Origin of the sequence: Psychrobacter sp. SHUES1, assembly GCF_001652315.1 — a bacterium.
Lineage (GTDB): Bacteria > Pseudomonadota > Gammaproteobacteria > Pseudomonadales > Moraxellaceae > Psychrobacter > Psychrobacter faecalis.
This window is the reverse complement of the sequence record NZ_LXWA01000068.1, coordinates 1-20,991: the sequence shown is the minus strand read 5'-3', so window position 1 is coordinate 20,991 and position 20,991 is coordinate 1. Positions and strand designations below refer to the sequence as shown.

Below are 20,991 nucleotides of genomic sequence, written 5' to 3'. Positions count from 1 at the left end.
CTGAAAGTCAGCTATGGCTCTATCAGTATGGATAACTGGGACAGTTTTATAACCGCCTTTAAATTTGACCACAAACGAGTTGGCAAATCTCATACGGTAGGCATTGAAGGTAATAACTGCCGTCTTAGACACCGATTGCGTCGGGCGGTTAGAAAAACCTGTTGTTTCTCTAAGAAGCTCGATAATCACTTCAAAGTGTTTGATATGGTGTTCTTTTACATCAATTATGGTTACGTCTGATGCCGGCATACTTTTTAGAACACCACCAAGCATTCAACGAATTGTTTGATTTAAGCGGTAAAACGGCCATTGTGACGGGCGGTGCGAATGGTATCGGTAAGGCGACAGCTTTGCGTTTGGCACAAGCGGGGGCAAATATCGTCATTGCAGACTTAAAATTAGAGGATGCTAAGGCGGCCGTTAAAGATATCGAAGAATATGGCGTCAGAGGATTTGCCATTGAGTGTAATATTTTAAAAGACGATGATTTGGTAAATATGGTAGAAAAAGTAGTTGCTGAATTTGGTAGCATCAATATTTTGATTAACAACGCGGGCGGCGGCGGTGGCCGTGAAAACCCGTCTAAGATTTCTGTCGATGATATTCGCCGTGATTTTGAATTGAATGTCTTTAGCGGCTGGCGCTTATCGCAACTTTGCGTACCCCATATGAAAAAATCTGGCTATGGCTCAATTGTGTTTACTACATCGATGTCTAGTATCAATAAAAGTCCAAATATGAGTGGTTATGCTGGTTCAAAAGCTGCTGTTAATCATATGGTGGCCAATTTAGCGCACGATTTTGGTCCTGAAGTGCGTGTTAATGCCGTCGGACCTGGGGCCACGCGTACTGCGGCGTTAGAGAGTGTACTCACGCCTGAGATTGAGGAGAGAATGCTATCACATACGCCTATTCAGCGCTTGGGTGAAGCCGATGATATCGCTGGAGCGATGCTGTATTTTGCCTCTCCAGTATCAACGTGGGTGAGTGGTCAGACCATATTTGTCAATGGTGGCGGGGTGCAAACGTTAGATTAGGATTAGATAATAGCCAGTGTAGAGAACTTGTCATAAAAAAGCGTCACCCAACATTGAGTTGGGTGACGCTTTTTTATGAATATAGTTTTTAACTGACAGATTAAAACTCCATGGCAGCGAAACTTTAATGCAAGTAAGCCATTGTTAGAAACGCTATTTCCTAAGCGAAAAAGCGACAGTCTTATTACCTATCCAGTTAACCCAGCTCACAGGAAAGAAGCGCAGCTGTAATCTAATCAAGTTTGCCATCAGGCCTGGGACGACCAAGAACTGGCGCTTCTCTACGCCTTTGAGCATGGATTTAACGGCATCGTCAATTTTTAGCTCGCCTGCCAGTTTTTTCATGCCGACACCGGCTTGCGCCATGACGCCGACTTCTGCTTGGGTCAGCGGCGTATCTATTGGTGGCGGCGCAAAGACAGTGATATCAATACCGTCAGGCTTCCATTCAAAACCGATCGATTGCATCATGCCCCAAATAGCAAATTTTGAGGCGCTATAAGAGCTGTAGCCATAACTGCCGGTAAATGATGCCATCGAAGCGGTTACCATGACTTGATCGCCACGTGATAAAAACGGGCGCACGGCAGCCAATACGTTACGAGTGCCGAATAGATTGATAGTCAGTACGCGCTCAAACTGTTCTTGGCTCATCTCATCAAACGTCCAAGGCCCTGTAATCCCTACAAAATGCATCAAGATATCAGGCGATAGCTTGCTTGCAGTATCGGCATCGGTGACGTCCAGTTCATAGCTGATAATCGACGCTTTATTTTTGTTCAAACCTTGCAGCGTGGCGACGACCTTATCGAGCGCTTGTTTATCAAACAAGACCAAATTGGCATCTTGCCCAATCAGCTGCTTAGCCGTTTCAAGTCCGATACCAGAGGCCGCGCCAGTGATATAGATAGTCTTACCCGTAAAGTAACCCATCACGTGCTTTCCTTTTGCAATGAGTGGTCTTTTAAAAAATGGCGTCTCGCGATCCGCTTCAATATCAGAAGGAGAAAACAGCAGCGTTTTTAATTCGCCTAAAAAATCATGATACTTGACGATAAAAATGCGGTTTAAGATATGAATGTAGGGGAATTTATAGGTGCTTTGGGTATAGACACCACTGTAGGCGTACCATGTCGGATAGGGCACGCGCACCATGTCGGCGCTTTGATAAAACTGTACCGGCGGCTCATCCATAAAACGTTCTCTAAAAGCGCTTGCTTGCGCGCTGCTTTTAGGCGCTCTTGTGGTAATGGACTTTGGCGCACCTCATCAAAGTCGTGAATGGCTTTCATGCCAAGTGACGTTAAATCCATGTTGCATTTCCTTATGACTGATGGATAACTTAAAATCATACTAGCAGTATAGTTTTAGAATTTATAGCGACTTAAAAAAACTACTCAGTGTGCCAAATTGGTTTTATTAAAATTTATCCCAATAAGGGTCATTACCAAAACGCTCGGCAATAAAATCAATGAGATAGCGACAGCGCTGCGACAAAAAGCGATTTTTCGGGTAGACCGCATAAGCGTTTAAAGTAGGCAGTTGATACTGCTGCATAATGGGGACAAGCTCACCACTGGCTATGGTGTTATAAGTGATAAAATTGGGTAAAAAAGCAATACCGTGTCCCTTTACCGCCATATCGCGCAAAAAATCGCCGTTATTGACTTTTATTTTTGAATTGATAGCGACTTGATGTTTTTTGCCTTGCTCGTCTATCAGCTCTATCGTGCTAGATTTACTCAGACCGTATTGTAAAAACGCATGCTTGGCCAAATCTTCTATGGTTTTTGGTGTACCCATTTTAGTCAGATATTCAGGACTGGCACATAAGGTATAACGAATCAGCGCCAAACGTTTGGCTTGATAACTTGAATCTTGCAGCTCTCTAATCCGAATCGCTAATTCAAAGCCTTCTTCGACCAAATCGGTATGGCGGTCAGAAAAGTTTAATTCAAAGTTCAGATTAGGATGCTGATTGGCATATTCATCGATGACATCGTTTAAGTGCATCAAGCCAAATGACAAAGGCGCAGTCATTTTTAAGGTACCCTCGATACGCGTCGGCGCGCCACTGGTTTCCTCGTTTAGCGCGTCCACTTCGCTGAGGATATTACTCACCTTTTGGTAATATTGCTCGCCAGCTTGGGTTAAGTTTGATTGGCGCGTGGTACGGCTAATCAGTTGACTGCCCAAACGCGTCTCTAAATCCTTGAGTCGGCGGCTTACTGCTGATTTGGCAATATTAAGTTGCTCGGCGGCCTTGGTAATGCTACCCGCTTCTACTATACGCACAAACATCACCATATCTTCTAGTTGTCCCATCCTAGCTACCTCCTTACTGTTATTTGGCTGTTATTATTTAGCGGTTAATCATATAAAAAATAAAAGACCGAGTTAAAAACCCAGTCTTTTTATCAATAACGCCAAATAGTTTAGACTGTGTTCCGTATAAAATACGGTTTAAAGTCGTCAAGCCGTCTTATTTAAGATCAGCTTTTTTACTGCCTTCTACTTGAACGACCAGTTTAATGTCTTTCATCATACCGCCATCGGTAAAGGTATTGATACCCCATTTGGTTCTATCTATCGTGGTTTCAAAATCGCCACCGCACGCCTCAGCTTTTAATAAAGGACTGTCATAACAGTTAAATTTAGTGGCCGTTAAAGTGATTGGATGCGTCTGACCTAGCAGCGTTAAATCGCCTTTGACCGCTTTGACTTTATCGCCTTCAAATTCCCACTTAGTCGATTTAAAATAAGCGGTTGGGTGTTCTTTTACATTGAAGAAATCGGCAGATTTAAGGTGACCATCAAACGCTTTAATACCTGTGCTCAAGCTGCCCATCGGGATGGTAATACCGACAAAGCCTTTTTTCTCTTTAGGCGCGTACTCAAGCGTACCCGATAGATTATAAAAGCCGCCAGCGTTGGTCGTGGTACCAAAGTGATCGACGAAAAAACGTACGGCGGTATGTTTGGAATCAAGCTCATAAGTTGCAGCGTGACCTAGTGTGCTAAGCAAACCAAGCGTACCGATAGCAGCAAAAGTAATTGCGCGGTTTGTTTTTTTAATAGAATTTATAGTGATCATAAATCATCCTTTTTAAGTGAGTAAGTAGAAGCTAGCGTTAAGTATGTCTTACATAACAACATAATGAGTGTAGCAAAAAATTAGGATATTAAACGCTAAATGGCATCGAAAAATGTTTCTTTCTGTGGCGCTTATCTCTAGCGTCTAATAGTATGGCTAAAATGCTAACTGTCTTAATAGTGAGCATAAATAGCACGTAACGCTATTGTCGTTTTTAATATTGTACCAGTAGAATTGCTATTTGACTGTTCTCTAAAAGAGAACTTATATTTGCGATTATCTTGGTTTATCTGCTATTAAGCAACGACTACAATAATGCCATTACCTAATCAAACAAAAGTCTTTTAAATAAAATCTTTATAATCATGACTTTTATGTTATTGGAGAATACTTATGGATAAGCTGCAAGAGCTGAGCGCCCCAATTGGTCGCTTATTGTTATCGATGATCTTTATCTTTTCTGGCTTTACCAAAATTACTGGCTACGCGGCCACCCAAGGTTATATGGAATCGATGGGCGTACCGGGTATGCTATTGCCTTTGGTCATTGCTGTTGAGCTGCTTGGCGGTATCGCAATTTTATTAGGCTTCAAAGCGCGCTTGGTGGCGATTCTAATGGCTGGTTTTAGCATTACGTCGGCGCTACTTTTCCATCAATTTTGGATTGATGAATCACAAATGAACCCATTTATGAAAAACATTGCCATGGCAGGCGGTTTCTTGATGATTTTTGTTCATGGACCAGGCGTATATTCAATTGATAACAGTCATACGCGCAGAATCTAGTAGAGTAAATGGTTTAGACAATATCATCTTATAATTATAATCAAGGAGCCCCTATGAGCGCATCCATAAATATCGCATTAATTATCGGTAGTTTGCGAAAAGAATCCATCAATCGTAAATTTGCAGGGCAGTCGTCGCGTGCCTAATCCTATCTCTACAGAGACTGCCAAGCTGCCCAGCTTTTGGCAACGTCATCAAACGCCTGTACTTTTAACAGTGGTCGGCGGCGCGATTGATACCATTGGTTTTATCACCTTGTTTGGGTTCTTTACCGCCCATGTCACGGGTAACTTGGTGATGGCGGGTAGTGGCTTGGTAAAAGGTGAAGCGGGTCTATGGATTAAACTTGCGGCTTTGCCGCTATTTATTTTAACGGTTATGCTCACCAAGATATTTATTGACCACAGTAAAAATAAACAACTGACCTTGAGCCATTTATTTTTAGCAGAAGCGGCTTTTTTGACCGCGTTTATGGTGGCTGGTCTTTATTACCAGCCGTTTGTCGATGCCGGCGATATCACCGTGGCAATCACAGGTGGCTTGGGTCTCATTGCGCTGGCGATTCGTAATACCGCTAGCAAGACAATAATTAAGCACATGAGCCCGACGGTATTGATGACTGGAAATACCACGCAACTGGGTATCAATTTGACTGATTATCTACGCAATCGAAACGCCGATAATGGCAAAAAATTGGCCCACAGCTCGGTATTGGTGTTTAGCTTTTTAGTTGGCGCGTTAGTAGGTGCTTTGCTATATATGCAGCTGAGTTTTTGGGCCGTAGGTTTGTTTGTATTGCCGGTGCTGTATTTATCAGTGATGGCACGCGATAAAGAATTCTTAGCGCATATCGCTTAAGGAATACTACCAATAATAAATCTCACCTAAACCATTGCCAATAAAAAACGCCCTAGCTTTATGGATAGGGCGTTTTTTTGCTTGCTGGTTAAGCGCTTATGTATCGCTATTTAAGCCTTAGCGTTATGAAATACTGAATTGTTTTGGTACTCTGGATGCTTGTCGATATAAGACTTTACATAAGAACAAGTTGGTTTCACCCGTAGGTTTTTCGCCGCTGCATCATCCAAAATATATTTGACCAGATACCCTGCAATACCTTGACCACCTAACTCTGCTGGCACCTCGGTATGTTTATATTCGATACCTTTTTCGCCGGCGCTCGTGGTGAAAAATTCATAATCCTCTAAAGCAATTTTGTCATCGATATGAATCTCAAAACGCTTTTTCTCGGTATTATTAATGACTTCATAATGTAATGGTTGTTTATTTTTCATATCTGACATAGTTAAATTTCCTTATATCGTATGACTAACATCTTCTGGACTCAATTTACACCTGCTCGCGTTACTTTTTTCATGACACTTTTATCGTAACTTTGGTCATAGTAACAGCTCATGCTAGTTGTACTGTTATGAGTATACAGGGTTCTGTTATAAATATATTACCTTACCTTTATGACGATATTGTTCTAAAAATAAGAATAGTCAATTGCGAATATCGTTGTTTATCTGTTAATAGACAACAATTATAATAGTTTCATTGTTTAAACGAGTTAATGAATGTCAAATTCTAAAGCCGTTTAACTTACTAATAATTAAGGATACATTATGAGAACCATCTATCAAGCAGCAGATTCTCGTGGCGATGCCAACCATGGTTGGTTAAAAAGCAAGCATACCTTTAGCTTTGCCAATTATCACAATCCAGAACGTATGGGCTTTGGGGCGCTACGTGTCATTAATGATGATTTTGTCATCGCAGGTCAAGGTTTTGGTAAACATTCACATCGCGATATGGAAATTATCAGCATTCCTTTATCAGGCAAGCTCGGTCACGGCGATAACATCGGTAATAATGGCATCATTGAAACCGGTGAAGTCCAAGTCATGTCGGCAGGTACGGGTATCACCCATAGTGAAATGAACGCCGATAACCATGAGGCGGTGAGTTTTTTACAGATTTGGGTCATCCCAAACAAAATGAACGTTGAGCCTCGTTATCAGCAAATCCGTATGGGTGAACTGATGAAGCCAAATGCGTTTAACCAAATTTTATCGCCTAATAGAGATGATGCAGGCGTGTGGATTCATCAAGATGCATGGTTCAGTATGGGCGATTTTGATAAAGGCGTGACAGAGACGTATCAGCTTAAAAATCCTAACAATGGCGTCTATATTTTTGTCATTAGCGGTAAAGTCGTTGTAAACGGTAACACTTTGAGTACCCGCGATGGTCTAGGTGTTTGGGATACTAAGAACTTTACGATGGATGTCCTCGATGGTGCTAAAGTATTACTAATGGAAGTACCTATAAACTTTTAAGACTAAATGAGCTTTTAATGCCAAATAATAGACATTAATTTTTATCTTTTGGTCACACTAGATTCTATATCACATCATAAGAGGTAAATTATGAGTATTGAAACCCTAGAGCCGTGCTTAGCAGATGTGGGCGGCATTCCCATTGCTCGTCTGTTACCCAGTAAAGGTAAGCAGCCAATTGGTGCTTGGTGCTTTCTAGACCATGCAGGTCCTGCTGAATTTAGCGAAGATGAAAGCGGTATGCAAGTCGGTCGTCATCCGCACACCAACCTGCAAACCTTTAGCTGGATGCTAAATGGTGAAGTACTGCACAAAGACAGCTTGGGTAATAAGCAAGTGATTACCAAAAACCAAGTCAACGTCATGACAGCAGGTACTGGCCTTACCCAAGGTATCAGTCATACAGAGCAGAGCGTTTTTCCTGATACCGGTGGTTCGGCAGATGCCGCTCGTGGTCTAAGTATGGTACAACTGTGGATTGCGCTACCGACCGATCAACAAATCGAACGCAGTTTCCACCATTATCCAGAGCTACCGACATGGCGTGAAGATAACGTCGAGATGGTATTGACGACGGGCAGCTATGACAGCGTCACAGGTAAGCGCTATGAAGCGCCAACCATTCAGTACTCAAAAATGGTCGGTATCGACGTTTACTTTTTAGAGGATGGTGAAGTTACGCTTAACCTAGAACCGGGTTTTGAATATGGTATCTTGGTGACAGAAGGACAGATTGAGTCTGAAGGCAAAATTTGTGAGCAAGATCAATTGTTCCGCTTCCACGATAGCGACGTTGCCAATAATAAAAGCATCAAGCTAGTCGCCAAAAAAGGCACCTGTGTGATGTTTATCGGCGGTGAGCCATTAAACAATCAAGTGCTGCTGTGGTGGAACTTTGTCGCCGACAACAAAGAAGAGATTGAGCAATCTATCATCGACTGGAACAACGGTCATGAGCGTTTTGGTAATATCGACTCAGACATGAAACGCTTGCCAGCACCAGAATTACCACAAGGCTTTAAAGGTTAGTTTGTTTAGTTTATTTTGGTTTTCATAAACTATTAATAAGATATAATTACAAAAAGGAAGTATTGATTAAGGTCAATCTTTCTTATAATACAGCAGATTTGTTGATAGTACGCTTGCTTGGTATTACCCATTAATCGTACTCGTATTCATTAGCCTCTAATCACTAATATACTTAATCACTAATATTCCTAATAAATAATATGGAGAAAACTATGTCAGACCTAAAAACATTAGAGAAATTGGCAGAAAAACGTCGTTCAGTTTATGCTTTGAGCGATCAATTACCCGTTTCAAATGATGAAATCGTCAAGTTGGTTGAACATGCGGTTTTACATACGCCATCGTCATTTAACTCGCAATCAACGCGTATCGCTGTTTTGTTTGGTGACGACCATAACAAGCTTTGGCAATTAACCGAAGATACCCTACACGATATCGTCGATAACGAAGAGCAATTTGCGGCGACCAAGCAAAAAATGGATGGCTTTAAAGCAGGTGCTGGTACTATCTTGTTTTTTGAAGATCATAGCGTCGTCAGAGACATGCAAGCTGCTGCGCCTTTGTATGCAGACAAATTTCCAATTTGGGCGCACCAAACCAATGCGATGCACCAGTACATTATTTGGACGGCGTTAGCCAGTATTGATGTCGGCGCCAACTTACAGCATTACAATCCTATTATCGATAAAAAAGTCGCTGAAGAGTGGAATATCGATGAGCATTGGGAGATGAACGCGCAATTGGTATTTGGCGCTATCGAACAACCCGCAGGCGACAAGGAATTTAAGCCTCTCGAAGAGCGTATGAAAGTATTTGGTAAATAAGCTATTTTTTAAAATAGCTAGCAATTAGAAAGAGCGCCACTCAATGGATTATTGGGTGGCGCTTTTTCAACTGTATTAAACGGAAAAGTTAAAATAGTAGCAGCATTAAATACCGTTTATTGAGCTTTTTTACGGCGCATCAAGCTATTAGCTACCCATGCTGGACCAATCAGCAAGAACTGCAAATCTTCAAAGAAAGACGGTTTTTTGCCTTCAATTTTATGGCCAACAAATTGTCCAATCCAAGCAACCACAAAGATAGTTGCCCAAACCTTAAAGCCCCACGGCAGTAGCGTCATCACTGATAAGCAAATGAGAATAAATATGCCCATTGCCAAAAACAGCGGCGTCGATAAACGCATATAAAATATTAAAACTAAGGCGCTCATCACCAAGGTGAACCAGACCGATAGCGACATGCCCATGCCTAAGATACTGACAAAAATGGTTGGAACACAGAGCCAATGGATTTTTTTATTGACTAGGTTTTGATGGCTGACAGAATATTCACTGAGCCATTGCTCAAGTGTGCGTTTTGACATACGGCCTTGACGGGTACGAGACATACTAACCTCCTTGTTAGCAAATAAATTTATTCTTACCAGTTGTAGCACTAATTGGCACAACCTGCCATTTTATCTGGTAAACCGCACAGTCAAATCATACCAGCACTTAACTACATTAAACCGTTCTTCAGCTTCATATCGTTTATTAAAATTATCCCTTAACGTACTGGTTGGGCTGACTCCCTAGAGTCTTGCTCGCTGCGATACCATTCATACAGTCCGACAAACGAGTTGACTTGGTAAACCATGGTTTGAATAGCAAAGATATAATTGCCCGACATTAGGTTCACGGTTAGCCAAACGAAATTGGATAAAATCCATAACCACCAGTTAAATGAATAACGCAGAATCATCGCTGCCTGCGCAGTGATAGACAGCACAAAAGCGATAACGTTAATCCAAAAGAAAGAGATAAAACCTAAGAATTTACTGTTATCATCTTCAACGACGGCGTAACCATAGCTGGCAAGTAAGTTATTTACTGTAGGAAACAGCGCCAAACCGATGACCATAAAAGCGATGGTTAATAGCCAAATCCAGCGACTGGCAGATTTGGGCACCATATCGCCATCGGCGTCGGTATGCTTGGACCAATAAAAAATCCCATACAGATGACTAAAAAAGTTAAATAACGGCGCGAGCATCAAACCAACGGCGCCAGAGGTCGCTTGAACCACAAATTCACCTGCGGTTGCCGCCATTCCAAAACCATTACCCAAAATATTTTTGCGGAACGATAATGACACCACGCAAATCAAGCCAATAAATGATACGGCTAAGTAAAACCAGTCAAGGGTCGTATGTTCGGTGGTCAGCCAAAAGCCTGCTGATAAGGCAATCACGCCGCAAATAAACCAGATGACAATCCATTGTATCGCCCATTTTCCGGTGATGTTGTCTAGGAGCTGTATACGCATAACGCCTTTTTCCTTAAAGTATAAAAGCTATAATAGTTTTTTTCTTTTTTTTAGTATGGTTTAGTATGCCGTTTTTGCCATTTCTAATACTTGTCATAGTCATTTACTTCTAGCAATAATTTTTGCTTTCGTTCTTTTTATTTTCGTTTTTTGATACTGTTACTTGCCATAAATAACCTCATCAATAATTAACAAAGCTTGCCTATAGCGGGCATCATAATCTGGTTTATCAATCATATGCGGCTTAATATCATGACGGGCGAAAATATCTAATAAGCGCTGCTCAAAGCGACCGCGAGCCTCAGGCGTACCCAATGAGCGCATGCCATCATCAACCCATGGGGTATTGTTATCGACCATAATGGTATGGTCTAGGCGAAACTCATCGATACAAGCAGTCACAAAAGGATGGCTACGACCCTCGTACTCTTCACAAAAAGCCTGAGTGGTGACAAAGTCAGTATCAACAATAGTTACGGGCGCTGTTGCTCTAGCGGCGGCATCACGGATTGCTTGGGCATGATTGAGCGCAATGGGTCCGTAATCGCTGTACTGCAAGCCAATCTCGCTACCGCCCAAATCTGTACCGACATACAGCCGTCCCATCTCTAGCGCAAAGCTGGCCCCATAATAGTTGGCAAGCTTATGTACCAATGTCGTCTTGCCCGAGCTTTCACCGCCAACAATCGCCACCGTTTTGGTATAGTCGCCGCGTACTTGTGGGTGCAGCGCCGACCAGTGGGCGACCGGATTATGTGCAATAGCGTAAGAATCAAATTCAGATTGCAATGGCGTCGTGACTACTGGCATGACTAACTGTCCAGAAATGTCCGATTGGGCTAATGGATGGTTTTCTGCGGCAAACAAAACCGTGTCCGCCGGCAGCGCTAACGCGTCTATCAATCGTTGCAGCTTGGCATTGCTAGCTGCAATATCGATGATTACATCGGCAAAGCTTTCATGCAGCGGCAGCTCAATCTCATCAGTGGTATGAATATGGATAAAGGGCAAATCTGCGCACGCCATCTGTAGCCAACGTGCCTTATCTTGCAAGGTAATAGTAAAGTCTGGATGCGGCGCAGGGTGCGTCATAATCACAATATGCAGCGTCTTTGCTTGTCCTGCGGCGTCCAATATACTGCGCATTTGCCCCAAATGTAGCGGTTCAAAATGTCCAATTATTAGTCCTGATTCGTACATAGCTTTCCTTATGTGCTGTTTTTATTTTAGTTATGATTCATCGTGGCAATTCATATTTCCTAAGCCTTGATGATTTAATAGCATGGTATAAAGGTTTGGATAGATTTACAGGTAGGTTATTGTAAATAGGCGTTATTTTAGAAAGGGCTTTTAATATTAAATTATCAATAGATAATAAAGTTTTTACACCTAAACAGATTTAAAGTGATTGCTTGAGCTTTTTAAACTTGTAACAGAATATGTAATATAAGCGAAACAAAGTGAATAGTGAAACATTTTGAAATAGTTATTTAAAATCAGGAGTTTAGGCGCAATTATGAGAGCTTAGAGTAAGCTTAAGTAGCATAAACTCACAAAGCACGTCTATATCATCAACAGATAAAAAGTCAATAGTTGCTATACTTATTTATAAGTTCATAAGTTCATAAGTTCAAAAGGGCTATGAATTTTTATAACGTTTTAAAATAAATGATAAGAATAACGTTACATAATACATTCAAAATAAGTAGAAATAATAAGAGAGGTATTTGATTTGGCTAAGTTAGCAAAATTACATCGCTCAAGAAATAATCGTATGATCGCAGGTGTGATGGGCGGTATTGCAGAATATGTCGGCTGGTCGCCAACATGGGTTAGATTGTTATTTGTGATTGTCTCCACCATGAGCGCCGCTGTCCCAGGCATCTTAATTTATATTATCTTATGGATAATTATGCCTAAAGCAAATAATCAGTCTTATCAGTAAAAGCAAAGTTATAAAGTTAAGATGAATATTGATTGTTAATATTAATGTTATCTAAATCTAAAGTCATTTAAATAAAGACAACGTTAAGAACGTAAAATACAAGGCTAGAATAAAAACAATAGCCCATGAAAAAACAAAAAGCCTGACTCATCAGGATGCCTGCGACACACTTTTCCTCCTGCCCGAATGCTCACGCATTTGGGTATTTTTTTATCTTGTTTTTATATCTATCGGCTTAACGACGCTGATAGGTATAGTTTGACGATGAACATAGCCAATAACTGGCTATTTGAGCGATTTAGACAAATTTAATTGCGCTAAATATAGATAAAATGGTCAATTTTTAGTAAGGTGAGCAGGCAAATAGAGCCGTTGCCAAATAGGCCATACGCGCGCTATCAATATCTTATTTTATAATACCTATTCCACCGCGGCGTTATGACATGCCCCAAACTATGACAATCCAAACTATGACATCTCAAGCGACAACTTCGATGACCGCAGAAAAACACGCTCAGCCGATGACTTTTCAAGATTTAATTCTCACCTTACAGAACTACTGGGCTGATAAGGGCTGTGTGGTTTTGCAGCCTTATGATATGGAAGTCGGCGCTGGTACCTTTCATACCGCGACATTTTTGCGCTCGCTAGGTCCTGAGCGCTGGAATGCGGCGTATGTGCAACCATCACGCCGTCCAACCGATGGCCGCTACGGTGATAACCCGAACCGTTTGCAGCATTATTATCAATTTCAAGTGGTTTTAAAGCCCAATCCACCCAATATCCAAGAGCTGTATTTGGATTCACTACGCGCTATCGGTATTGATCCATTGGTGCACGATGTGCGTTTTGTTGAAGACAACTGGGAGTCGCCAACGCTTGGTGCGTGGGGACTTGGTTGGGAGATTTGGCTCAACGGCATGGAAGTCACCCAGTTTACTTATTTCCAACAAGTTGGCGGTATCGAGTGTTTCCCCGTGACAGGCGAGATTACTTATGGGCTTGAGCGCTTGGCGATGTATGTGCAAGGCGTTGATAGCGTCTATGATTTGGTCTGGGCAGATGGCGAATTTGGCCGCGTAACCTATGGCGATGTTTTCCATCAAAACGAAGTTGAGCAATCAACCTATAACTTTGAGCACGCTGATGTGCCAATGATGGGTCAGATGTTTGATTTTTATGAGCAACAGGCGGATAAGTTGGTTGCTGAAGGTTTGCCATTACCTGCCTATGAGATGGTACTAAAAGCGTCGCATGCCTTTAACTTGCTTGATGCGCGCGGTGCGATTTCGGTGACAGAACGTCAGCGTTTTATTCTGCGGGTACGTACGCTGGCGCGTAAAGTTGCCTTTGGTTACGTCGAAGCACGCGCCAAATTGGGCTTTCCGTTGGCCGATGAGGCCCATCGTCAAGCGGCGCTCGATAAGTATTTGCCAAAAGAAGATGTGCTAACTGAAAATACAGATGATAATCAAACTACTAACAATAATAAATAGGAGCATCCCATGAGTACTATTTTATTTGAACTGGGGTGTGAAGAGCTACCTCCAAAAAGCCTAAAACCGCTACGTGATGCGCTACAAGCAAGTGTCACCGAGCAGTTAAATGAGGCTGATATCACGTTTGATAGCATCAAAGCATTTGCCGCGCCGCGTCGTTTGGCGATTCAAATTGAGGGTATCAGCGATAAGCAGCCTGATCGTAGCGAGCAAAAACGTGGTCCGGCTATTAAAGCGGCGTTTGATAGCGATGGTAATCCAACGCGCGCAGCGATGGGTTTTGCTAAGGGTTTAGGTATCGACGCCAGCGAGCTGATCACTATTAACACCGATAAAGGTGATTATGTCGGCTATGAGCAGATTATTCAGGGTCAAGCGACGACTGAGTTACTACCTACTATTTTCCAAACCGCGCTTGATAATTTGCCGATTGCTAAGCGTATGCGTTCTGGCGCGAGCCGCAATGAGTTTGTACGTCCGGTACAATGGGCGGTATTGATGCAAGATGATGTGGTCATTGATGCGACTATCCAAGGACATCAAACTGGCAAGCAAACGCGCGGTCATCGCTTCCACAGTCCTGACTATCACGAGATTACGCACGCCAATGATTATGAGCAGCTGCTCGATGGTTTAAAAGTCGTGGCAGATTTTGATAAGCGTCAAACGTTGATCAAAAATCAAGTCAAAACGCTAGCCGATGAAGTTAATGCCGATCCTATCGTGCCGCAAGATTTGTTAGATGAAGTGACGGCGTTGGTTGATTTCCCGATTGCGCTGCGAGCAAACTTTGAGCCGCGCTTTTTACAAGTGCCGCAAGAAGCGCTTATCTCGACCATGCAAGCGGATCAAAAGTATTTTTGCTTGACCGATAAAGCAGGCAAATTGCAGCCGTACTTTATTTTTATCACCAATATTGAGTCAAAAGATCCGAATCAAATCATCGAAGGCAATGAGAAAGTCGTGCGTCCGCGTTTAGCTGATGCGGAGTTTTTCTTCTTGCAAGACCAAAAGCAGCCTTTATTTGCTTTGACTGAAAGCCTAAAAACGCGTGTCTTCCAAGATAAGCTCGGTACGATTTGGGAAAAGTCTGAACGTATTGCTAAGCTTGCTGCCTTTATCGCTACACTGATGCAGCAGCAAGGACGCGATATTAATGTTGATGAAACGGTACGAGCTGCAATATTATCCAAAGCGGATTTGGCTAGCTCATTGGTCGGTGAATATCCTGAACTGCAAGGTATCGCCGGTACGTATTATGCGCGCTTAAATGATGAACCTGAAGCCGTCGCGGCCAGCCTGCAAGAGCAATATTTGCCTAAGTTCAGCGGTGATGTATTACCGCAGACACCGATTGGTATTTGCTTAGCGTTGGCTGATCGTTTAGATACGTTGGTTGGTATTTTCGCCATTGACCAAGCACCGACTGGCTCAAAAGACCCATTTAGCTTACGTCGTTCAGCCATTGGAATTTTGCGTATTTTGATTGAAAAGCAATTACCAATTAATTTGGTGGCGCTCGTTGAGCAAGCGATTAAAGGTTATAGCACCAGTGAAGGCAGTAAAATTGCTAAAATGGGCGATACCTTTACCCAAGTGATGGCGTTCTTAAACTCGCGCTATCGGGCGATGTATACCGAGCAGGGCGTCAGTGTCGATACGATTCAAGCCGTGCAAGCAATCAATCCGCATATGCCGCTCGATTTTGATCAGCGTATTCGCGCTGTGCAAACCTTTAGTGAATTGCCACAAGCCGAAAAGCTTGCCGATTCAAACAAACGTGTTGCCAATATTTTAGCGAAATCAGAAGTAAGTGTCGCTGACACTGTCGATGAAGCGCTATTATCTGAACCTGCTGAGCAAGCGTTATATCAAGCGATTCAGCAAGCGCAAACGGCGGTCAAACCTTTGCTAGAAACTGCTGACTATACGCAAGTATTGCAAACGCTGGTCAGTTTGGATGCGCCTTTGTCAGACTTTTTCGCTGACGTCATGGTCAATAGTGAAGATGCGGCGCTGAAAAACAATCGCTTAGCACTGCTCAAGCAAGTGCGCGCCTTATTCTTAACCGTGGCTGACATCAGTGAGCTGCAGCTGTAGTTTGTTCATTATAGTTCGACAGTGATAGACCTCTGTTAGTTTAAGCATCTATGAGGTTAATTTATTAACGACTTAAAAAACTGGCTGTATATGGCCAGTTTTTTATACGTTTATTCTACAGCGTTGGGTTTATAATGTCTTAGAACGTATCCAAAGGAGCATTGCCGTGTTGGCCGTTATCATTGTAATTCTTATTATCTGGGCTGTGATGTGGGGCTTTTATAAGTTTATGTACCCGCGTGCGCCAAAAAGCATGATGCCAAAAAAGGGCGATGTGACCACGCCGCGCCAGTGTGATTTTTGTGGCAACAGTTTGGCTGAGTATCGCGGTGTGCTGGAATCTACACCTACTTTAAATAGTAATAATGATATGGCCGCTAATAAAGCATTGTTCTTTTGCAATTATGAGCATCAAGCAGACTTTCATGCTGGTAAGACTTATCAAGCAGATGCCTAACTTGTAAGCCATAAGTTGTTAATCACAAGTCGATAAGCTTTTATCACCATTTAAAAAAGCGCTTAGCTCTGATGAGTTAAGCGCTTATCTTTTTAGAATACCTATTTAATATTGAGGCAAATTTATAAAATGGAATGCGCATCTTTCATAATTTTGTTGAGCAGTGCTTCAGACTGTTTGCTTTGTTGGAGACGATCTTCTTCGTTTCTTTCATGAGTTTGGATTTTTTCATATAAATTTAAGCAGGTTAATACCAGTAGGTTTTCTTGGCTAAGACTTGGTGCATCTCTTCTTAACTTTAGAGCAAAGTCGTTGATATAGGAAACTGCTGCACGCAATTCTTCTTGCTCGTGTACAGGACAAAAAATAGGGTAGGTTACGCCAGCAATCGCCACATCGACCTTTTTAATTTGTGGTTCAGGAGCGCTTGCAGGTTTAGCAGCGCTATTTACCGTATTACTATTTGTCTTATTGTTATTTGCGTTATTGTTTACATTGCTATTTGCATTGTTATTTTGCGGGTTCGAATTATTTGGCATGGCTTTTTGTGGTTGCGTGGTTTGTGTTTGATTGTCTTTTGCTGGAATGGCTGTTGATTGAGTGTTTTTGGATTGAATGTTATGGGTCTGACTGCTTGGCAGCTGACGCTCTACAGGGTTTGCGCGGTCATCGGTCATGATAAATCCTACAATATGTGTCATTAAAGTGAATAAATAGCTGTCACTGCTCTAAATAGGGTGCTGATAAACCTAATAAACTTAAATGCTGAATAGATAAAGTTAATCAGCAAAATTGCTCAAGTTAAGCATGATGAATATCAACGTCTGCTTAACTTTCGGCTTGGTCAATGCGTGTCAAACGCTGTAAGACCACTTGGGTACGCTCAGCGGCCAATTCATTTTTCTTCTTCAAGTCACTATTTTGCTGCTTAATATCGCTATACTGCTGTTTTAATTCATTATTACGCTGCTGCAGTGCATGGTTTTGGTGCTGTAATTGCTCAATCTGCTTGTTTAATTTGTCTTGTTCTTCGCCAATCATATGATGGGCTTCGGCAAGGCTTTGGTAGCGCTTATCAAGATCGTTTAATTGTTTTTTGGCACCGTCACGCTCGCTATAGCTGCTATCGAGCTTGGTTTTAAGAGCGGTAAGCTCTTTTGGGTCAGTCACTGGTTGTTGTTTGAGGCTGCTAAGTTCAGCACTGACAAGCTGATACTGTTTTTTAATATCGAGTACCATTTTTTCTAATATTCTAAGTTGGTCATACATAGTCAGTTTTTATCCTTAACAAGTAAGCGTAAATGAATTTTGTTCTCTGCGTTTAATAATGCCATAGGTGACCGCATAATATCTATATCAACAAAGTAATTGTATGGCGCTTTGTTTTGTGACTTTTATCACTTGCCGCTTTATGAATCATATCGGGCGGCGTCTGTTGGTATTTACCACTATTAATCAATTACTAGGACATCTATTATGAATGACAATATCTCTGGCTGGAATACTTGGCTGGCTGCGTTTGATGACTGGACGGACGTGTCTATCAGCGAGGTACACGGCTTGATGACGGGGCTGATGACCGCCTGTAATGCCCCTGATGAGCCAGTTTGGGCAAAGGTGTTTGAAGAGCTGAGCTTTGCGCCGCTGCCTGATGCCGCATTAACTTTACTCACCGAAGAGGCAGAAGACATCGTTTTTCAGTTAAAAGACAAAGACGATGCTTATGCGTATATGCCACTGGTGCCAGATGATGAACATGACCTGTACGAGCGCGTGATGGCGCTGAAACAGTGGGCAAATGGCTTTATGACCGGTTTTGGTATTACCGATTGTGGTCTAAGCGCTGAAGAAAACGAGATGCTTTCAGATTTGGCAAAAATTGGCGCGATACGTTTAGAAGATGATGAAGACTTCGAAGGTGGCGAAGAGTCTTATCTGCATATTTTTGAATTTGCACGCATGGTTCCGGTTAGTTTTGCTACGCGTCAACGCAAGCCTGTGAAAGATATTGCTCTGATTGCTGGCTTGGCTATCGATGCCAAAACCACCAAAGAGCTACAAGCAGAAGGTAGGTTGCCTAAACCGATGCCGCCGGTCGTTGATGTGATGAATCAAAACCGCCCATCATAATTAACATGATAGGATAAAGGGAATGAGAAATAGCTGAGATTGATGCCAGAGAAATGGTACTTGGCTATTGGATAGCTATCCAAAATAATGAAAGGGATATGATGATGACTACTGATAATGAGATGGTTTATTTACGCCGCTGCATTGAGCTCGCTGCTGAAGCATTAGAGGCGGGCGATGCGCCGTTTGGTAGCGTGTTGGTCGATGGCAATGGCAAAGTATTACAAGAAGATCGTAATCGTGCCAATACGGTCGATGCGACTTACCATCCTGAAATTGCCGTCGCCAAGTGGGCCGCGCAAAATATGACCCCTGAGGCACGAGCAAAAGCCGTGGTATATACCTCGGGTGAGCATTGCGCCATGTGCTCAGCGGCACATGCGTGGGCTGGTCTGGGTCGTATTGTCTATATCAGCTCATCAAAACAGCTCGGTAAATGGATGGACGAGATGGGTGTGAGCTCAACATCGCCCATCCATTCATTAAGTATCCAAGAAGTTGCACCGAATGTGCCCGTCGAAGGTCCGATTGCCGGTTTAGATGAAGAAATCAGAGCCCTACAGCAGCGTTCATTTCAAAAAAATAAGTAAAAAACTTAAATAAAAAATCTGCTTAAAAAGGCTAGGGCGTGTCTTCATTATTACGCTTATTAAAAAAGCTGTGCCTTTTTATCTTAGTACGATAAGGAAGTCTTATGACGCTAAAAAATTACGATAACGTTGCAGAACGAGAAACGCCCAATACTCATTATTCTACTGGCAATTATCCAAAAGACAGTATTGATTGGCTGACAAGATTAATTGCGTTTGATACGGTCAGTCGCCATTCAAATTTGGCGTTGATTGACGATGTGAAAGCGTATTGCGAGCAATTGGGCTTAACGGTAGGTTTAACCTTTAATGATGCTAAAAATAAAGCCAATTTATTCGTTACGGTGCCAGCGGGAAAAGATGCCGATGAAGTGAATCATGGTCTGGTACTATCGGGTCATACCGATGTCGTACCAGTAGATGGGCAAGACTGGACGTCGGAGCCGTTTACCGCGACCATTCGTGGCGACAAGCTATACGGTCGCGGTGCTTGTGATATGAAAGGCTTTATTGCTTGTGCGCTGACACTATTGCCGCAAGCGGTAAAACTCTCTAACGCAGGCCAGCTGCGTCGCCCATTGCATTTGGCATTGTCGTTTGATGAAGAGGTCGGCTGTTTGGGCGCACCGCTACTCTTGGCAGATTTGAAAGCGCGCGGTATTACGCCTGATTACTGTATCGTCGGTGAGCCGACTAACATGGCGATGGTGGTGGCGCATAAAGGCATCGCGGTTTACCGTTGCCGTGTTCATGGCAAGTCTGGGCATTCGTCATTGACTGCCCAAGGTGTCAACGCTATTAGCTATGCCAGTCGTTTGATTGGTTATGTTGATACTTTAGCAGAAGAAATCAGCCAGCGCGACGATAACGACGCCATGTTTGATGTGCCTTATTCGACATTGTCTGTTGGCACCATACAAGGCGGCACCGCGACCAATATCGTCCCTAAACTGTGTGAATTTACCTTTGATTATCGTAATCTGCCGCATATGACACAAGACGATATCCTCGCACCGATTGCGGCAAAAGTTGCAGAGCTCAGCGCCCAAATGCAAGCACGCGCTGCCGATACTGGTATTGAGCTGCTACAAGAAGAGAGTGTACCAGCGATGACCGATAGCGATAGCGCTGAGCTACAAGCGTTAATTATCGCTCTGACCGGTGACGATACACGTCATAAAGTCGCTTATGCAACTGAAGGCGGTCAGTTTACTAATAGCGGCATCCCAACGATTATTTGCGGTCCTGGTAGCATTGAGCAGGCGCATAAAGCCGATGAATATGTCGCGCTAAGTGAAATGGCACGTTGTGATGAGTTTTTACAAAAGCTGCTAAACAGCTGTGCTATTAATTGATAAAATAGTCAACAAGCAATTCTATTGCAATATAGATGCGCATGACATACACCGTCTTTATGGCGGTGTTTATTTTTTCAACATGACGCATGCTTTTCAACATGGCGCATGTATTATTTAAATTTTTACCCCACTCTCAACTTCGAAAGTGATTGAAAAAAGAAGAGCACCTCACTAATCTATTGTTTTCGACCAAGAATACAATGGAGTTGTGAGATGCCCATAGACGAATTTATCATCAATATCTATTTAATGGTAGAGCAATATTACAAAATAGTCGTCACCAAACCCTTGCGAAGTGCAGGTTACGCGCCAAAGCT

23 protein-coding genes and 1 pseudogene are annotated in these 20,991 nt (G+C 42.6%); 15 read left to right on the top strand and 9 right to left on the bottom strand.

The window, feature by feature from the left end; all coding sequences use genetic code 11:
* Together A7325_RS13515 and A7325_RS09550 are read left to right on the top strand one after the other, a co-directional pair.
* The coding region (locus A7325_RS13515) for an IS1 family transposase (RefSeq protein ID WP_197488896.1) at positions 1-240 on the top strand (240 nt) is incomplete at its 5' end.
* Positions 240-1,037 (top strand): glucose 1-dehydrogenase, encoded by a 798-nt coding sequence (locus A7325_RS09550; RefSeq protein ID WP_068407514.1) that lies wholly within the window; start codon positions 240-242, stop codon positions 1,035-1,037. The genes A7325_RS13515 and A7325_RS09550, both read left to right, overlap by 1 nt.
* Before the next feature lie 153 nt (positions 1,038-1,190).
* On the opposite strand, the gene A7325_RS09545 is transcribed toward A7325_RS09550, so the two are convergent.
* The 3 genes from A7325_RS09545 to A7325_RS09535 form a co-directional block, all read right to left on the bottom strand.
* Positions 1,191-2,231 carry an SDR family NAD(P)-dependent oxidoreductase gene (locus tag A7325_RS09545; RefSeq protein WP_068407511.1) on the bottom strand — a complete coding sequence of 347 codons (1,041 nt, stop codon included), beginning with the start codon at positions 2,229-2,231 and terminating at the stop codon, positions 1,191-1,193.
* A gap of 225 nt (positions 2,232-2,456) precedes the next feature.
* A complete protein-coding gene (locus A7325_RS09540; RefSeq protein WP_068407508.1) occupies positions 2,457-3,362 on the bottom strand; it encodes a LysR family transcriptional regulator in 906 nt (301 codons plus the stop codon).
* Between the two features lie 157 nt (positions 3,363-3,519).
* Positions 3,520-4,131: a YceI family protein gene (locus A7325_RS09535; protein WP_082894368.1), complete on the bottom strand. Its 612-nt coding sequence runs from the start codon at positions 4,129-4,131 to the stop codon at positions 3,520-3,522.
* Positions 4,132-4,524: 393 nt separating this feature from the next.
* Here A7325_RS09535 and A7325_RS09530 point away from each other — a divergent pair, with 393 nt between their 5' ends.
* On the top strand, positions 4,525-4,917 hold the full coding sequence (locus A7325_RS09530; protein ID WP_068407505.1) for a DoxX family protein: 393 nt from the start codon (positions 4,525-4,527) through the stop codon (positions 4,915-4,917).
* A gap of 138 nt (positions 4,918-5,055) precedes the next feature.
* A complete protein-coding gene (locus A7325_RS09525; RefSeq protein WP_068407525.1) occupies positions 5,056-5,775 on the top strand; it encodes a YoaK family protein in 720 nt (239 codons plus the stop codon).
* Positions 5,776-5,885: 110 nt separating this feature from the next.
* Here the strand turns inward: A7325_RS09525 and A7325_RS09520 are convergent, their stop codons facing one another.
* Positions 5,886-6,221 (bottom strand): GNAT family N-acetyltransferase, encoded by a 336-nt coding sequence (locus A7325_RS09520; protein WP_227514987.1) that lies wholly within the window; start codon positions 6,219-6,221, stop codon positions 5,886-5,888.
* Positions 6,222-6,545: 324 nt separating this feature from the next.
* On the opposite strand from A7325_RS09520, the gene A7325_RS09515 reads away from it, so the two are divergent.
* The 3 genes from A7325_RS09515 to A7325_RS09505 all read left to right on the top strand — a co-directional run bounded on the left by A7325_RS09515 (position 6,546) and on the right by A7325_RS09505 (position 9,112).
* The gene (locus tag A7325_RS09515) at positions 6,546-7,259 is read left to right on the top strand and encodes a pirin family protein (protein ID WP_068407502.1); all 714 of its coding nucleotides are present in this window, start codon (positions 6,546-6,548) and stop codon (positions 7,257-7,259) included.
* 90 nt (positions 7,260-7,349) lie between these two features.
* On the top strand, positions 7,350-8,288 hold the full coding sequence (locus A7325_RS09510) for a pirin family protein (RefSeq protein WP_068407499.1): 939 nt from the start codon (positions 7,350-7,352) through the stop codon (positions 8,286-8,288).
* Positions 8,289-8,500: 212 nt separating this feature from the next.
* Positions 8,501-9,112 carry a nitroreductase family protein gene (locus A7325_RS09505; protein WP_068407496.1) on the top strand — a complete coding sequence of 204 codons (612 nt, stop codon included), beginning with the start codon at positions 8,501-8,503 and terminating at the stop codon, positions 9,110-9,112.
* A 116-nt stretch (positions 9,113-9,228) separates the two neighbouring features.
* Here the strand turns inward: A7325_RS09505 and A7325_RS09500 are convergent, their stop codons facing one another.
* The 3 genes from A7325_RS09500 to nadR all read right to left on the bottom strand — a co-directional run bounded on the left by A7325_RS09500 (position 9,229) and on the right by nadR (position 11,795).
* Complete coding sequence (locus tag A7325_RS09500) at positions 9,229-9,678, bottom strand: DUF962 domain-containing protein (RefSeq protein WP_068407493.1); 450 nt, start codon at positions 9,676-9,678, stop codon at positions 9,229-9,231.
* Between the two features lie 158 nt (positions 9,679-9,836).
* Positions 9,837-10,595 (bottom strand): nicotinamide riboside transporter PnuC, encoded by a 759-nt coding sequence (gene pnuC / locus A7325_RS09495; protein WP_068407490.1) that lies wholly within the window; start codon positions 10,593-10,595, stop codon positions 9,837-9,839.
* A 159-nt stretch (positions 10,596-10,754) separates the two neighbouring features.
* The gene (gene nadR, locus A7325_RS09490) at positions 10,755-11,795 is read right to left on the bottom strand and encodes a multifunctional transcriptional regulator/nicotinamide-nucleotide adenylyltransferase/ribosylnicotinamide kinase NadR (RefSeq protein WP_068407488.1); all 1,041 of its coding nucleotides are present in this window, start codon (positions 11,793-11,795) and stop codon (positions 10,755-10,757) included.
* A gap of 532 nt (positions 11,796-12,327) precedes the next feature.
* On the opposite strand from nadR, the gene A7325_RS09485 reads away from it, so the two are divergent.
* From A7325_RS09485 to A7325_RS09470, 4 genes are all read left to right on the top strand, one after another.
* Positions 12,328-12,540, top strand: a complete 213-nt coding sequence (locus A7325_RS09485) for a PspC domain-containing protein (protein WP_068407485.1) — start codon at positions 12,328-12,330, stop codon at positions 12,538-12,540.
* Between the two features lie 470 nt (positions 12,541-13,010).
* Positions 13,011-14,036 (top strand): glycine--tRNA ligase subunit alpha, encoded by a 1,026-nt coding sequence (gene glyQ, locus A7325_RS09480; protein WP_369811331.1) that lies wholly within the window; start codon positions 13,011-13,013, stop codon positions 14,034-14,036.
* A gap of 9 nt (positions 14,037-14,045) precedes the next feature.
* Positions 14,046-16,139, top strand: a complete 2,094-nt coding sequence (gene glyS / locus A7325_RS09475) for a glycine--tRNA ligase subunit beta (protein ID WP_068407480.1) — start codon at positions 14,046-14,048, stop codon at positions 16,137-16,139.
* Between the two features lie 166 nt (positions 16,140-16,305).
* Positions 16,306-16,596 (top strand): hypothetical protein, encoded by a 291-nt coding sequence (locus A7325_RS09470; protein WP_369957748.1) that lies wholly within the window; start codon positions 16,306-16,308, stop codon positions 16,594-16,596.
* 122 nt (positions 16,597-16,718) lie between these two features.
* On the opposite strand, the gene A7325_RS09465 is transcribed toward A7325_RS09470, so the two are convergent.
* Together A7325_RS09465 and A7325_RS09460 are read right to left on the bottom strand one after the other, a co-directional pair.
* A complete protein-coding gene (locus tag A7325_RS09465) occupies positions 16,719-17,273 on the bottom strand; it encodes a cell division protein ZapA (protein ID WP_068407477.1) in 555 nt (184 codons plus the stop codon).
* A 151-nt stretch (positions 17,274-17,424) separates the two neighbouring features.
* A complete protein-coding gene (locus A7325_RS09460; RefSeq protein WP_068407475.1) occupies positions 17,425-17,865 on the bottom strand; it encodes a hypothetical protein in 441 nt (146 codons plus the stop codon).
* Positions 17,866-18,072: 207 nt separating this feature from the next.
* On the opposite strand from A7325_RS09460, the gene A7325_RS09455 reads away from it, so the two are divergent.
* The 4 genes and pseudogenes from A7325_RS09455 to A7325_RS13765 all read left to right on the top strand — a co-directional run.
* Positions 18,073-18,726, top strand: coding sequence for a UPF0149 family protein (locus A7325_RS09455; RefSeq protein ID WP_068407473.1), 654 nt, complete (start codon positions 18,073-18,075; stop codon positions 18,724-18,726).
* A 98-nt stretch (positions 18,727-18,824) separates the two neighbouring features.
* Positions 18,825-19,316, top strand: a complete 492-nt coding sequence (locus A7325_RS09450; protein ID WP_264753718.1) for a nucleoside deaminase — start codon at positions 18,825-18,827, stop codon at positions 19,314-19,316.
* Between the two features lie 104 nt (positions 19,317-19,420).
* Positions 19,421-20,671 carry an acetylornithine deacetylase gene (gene argE, locus A7325_RS09445; protein ID WP_068407471.1) on the top strand — a complete coding sequence of 417 codons (1,251 nt, stop codon included), beginning with the start codon at positions 19,421-19,423 and terminating at the stop codon, positions 20,669-20,671.
* Between the two features lie 216 nt (positions 20,672-20,887).
* Positions 20,888-20,991: pseudogene (locus A7325_RS13765) on the top strand (IS982 family transposase); the annotation flags it as partial.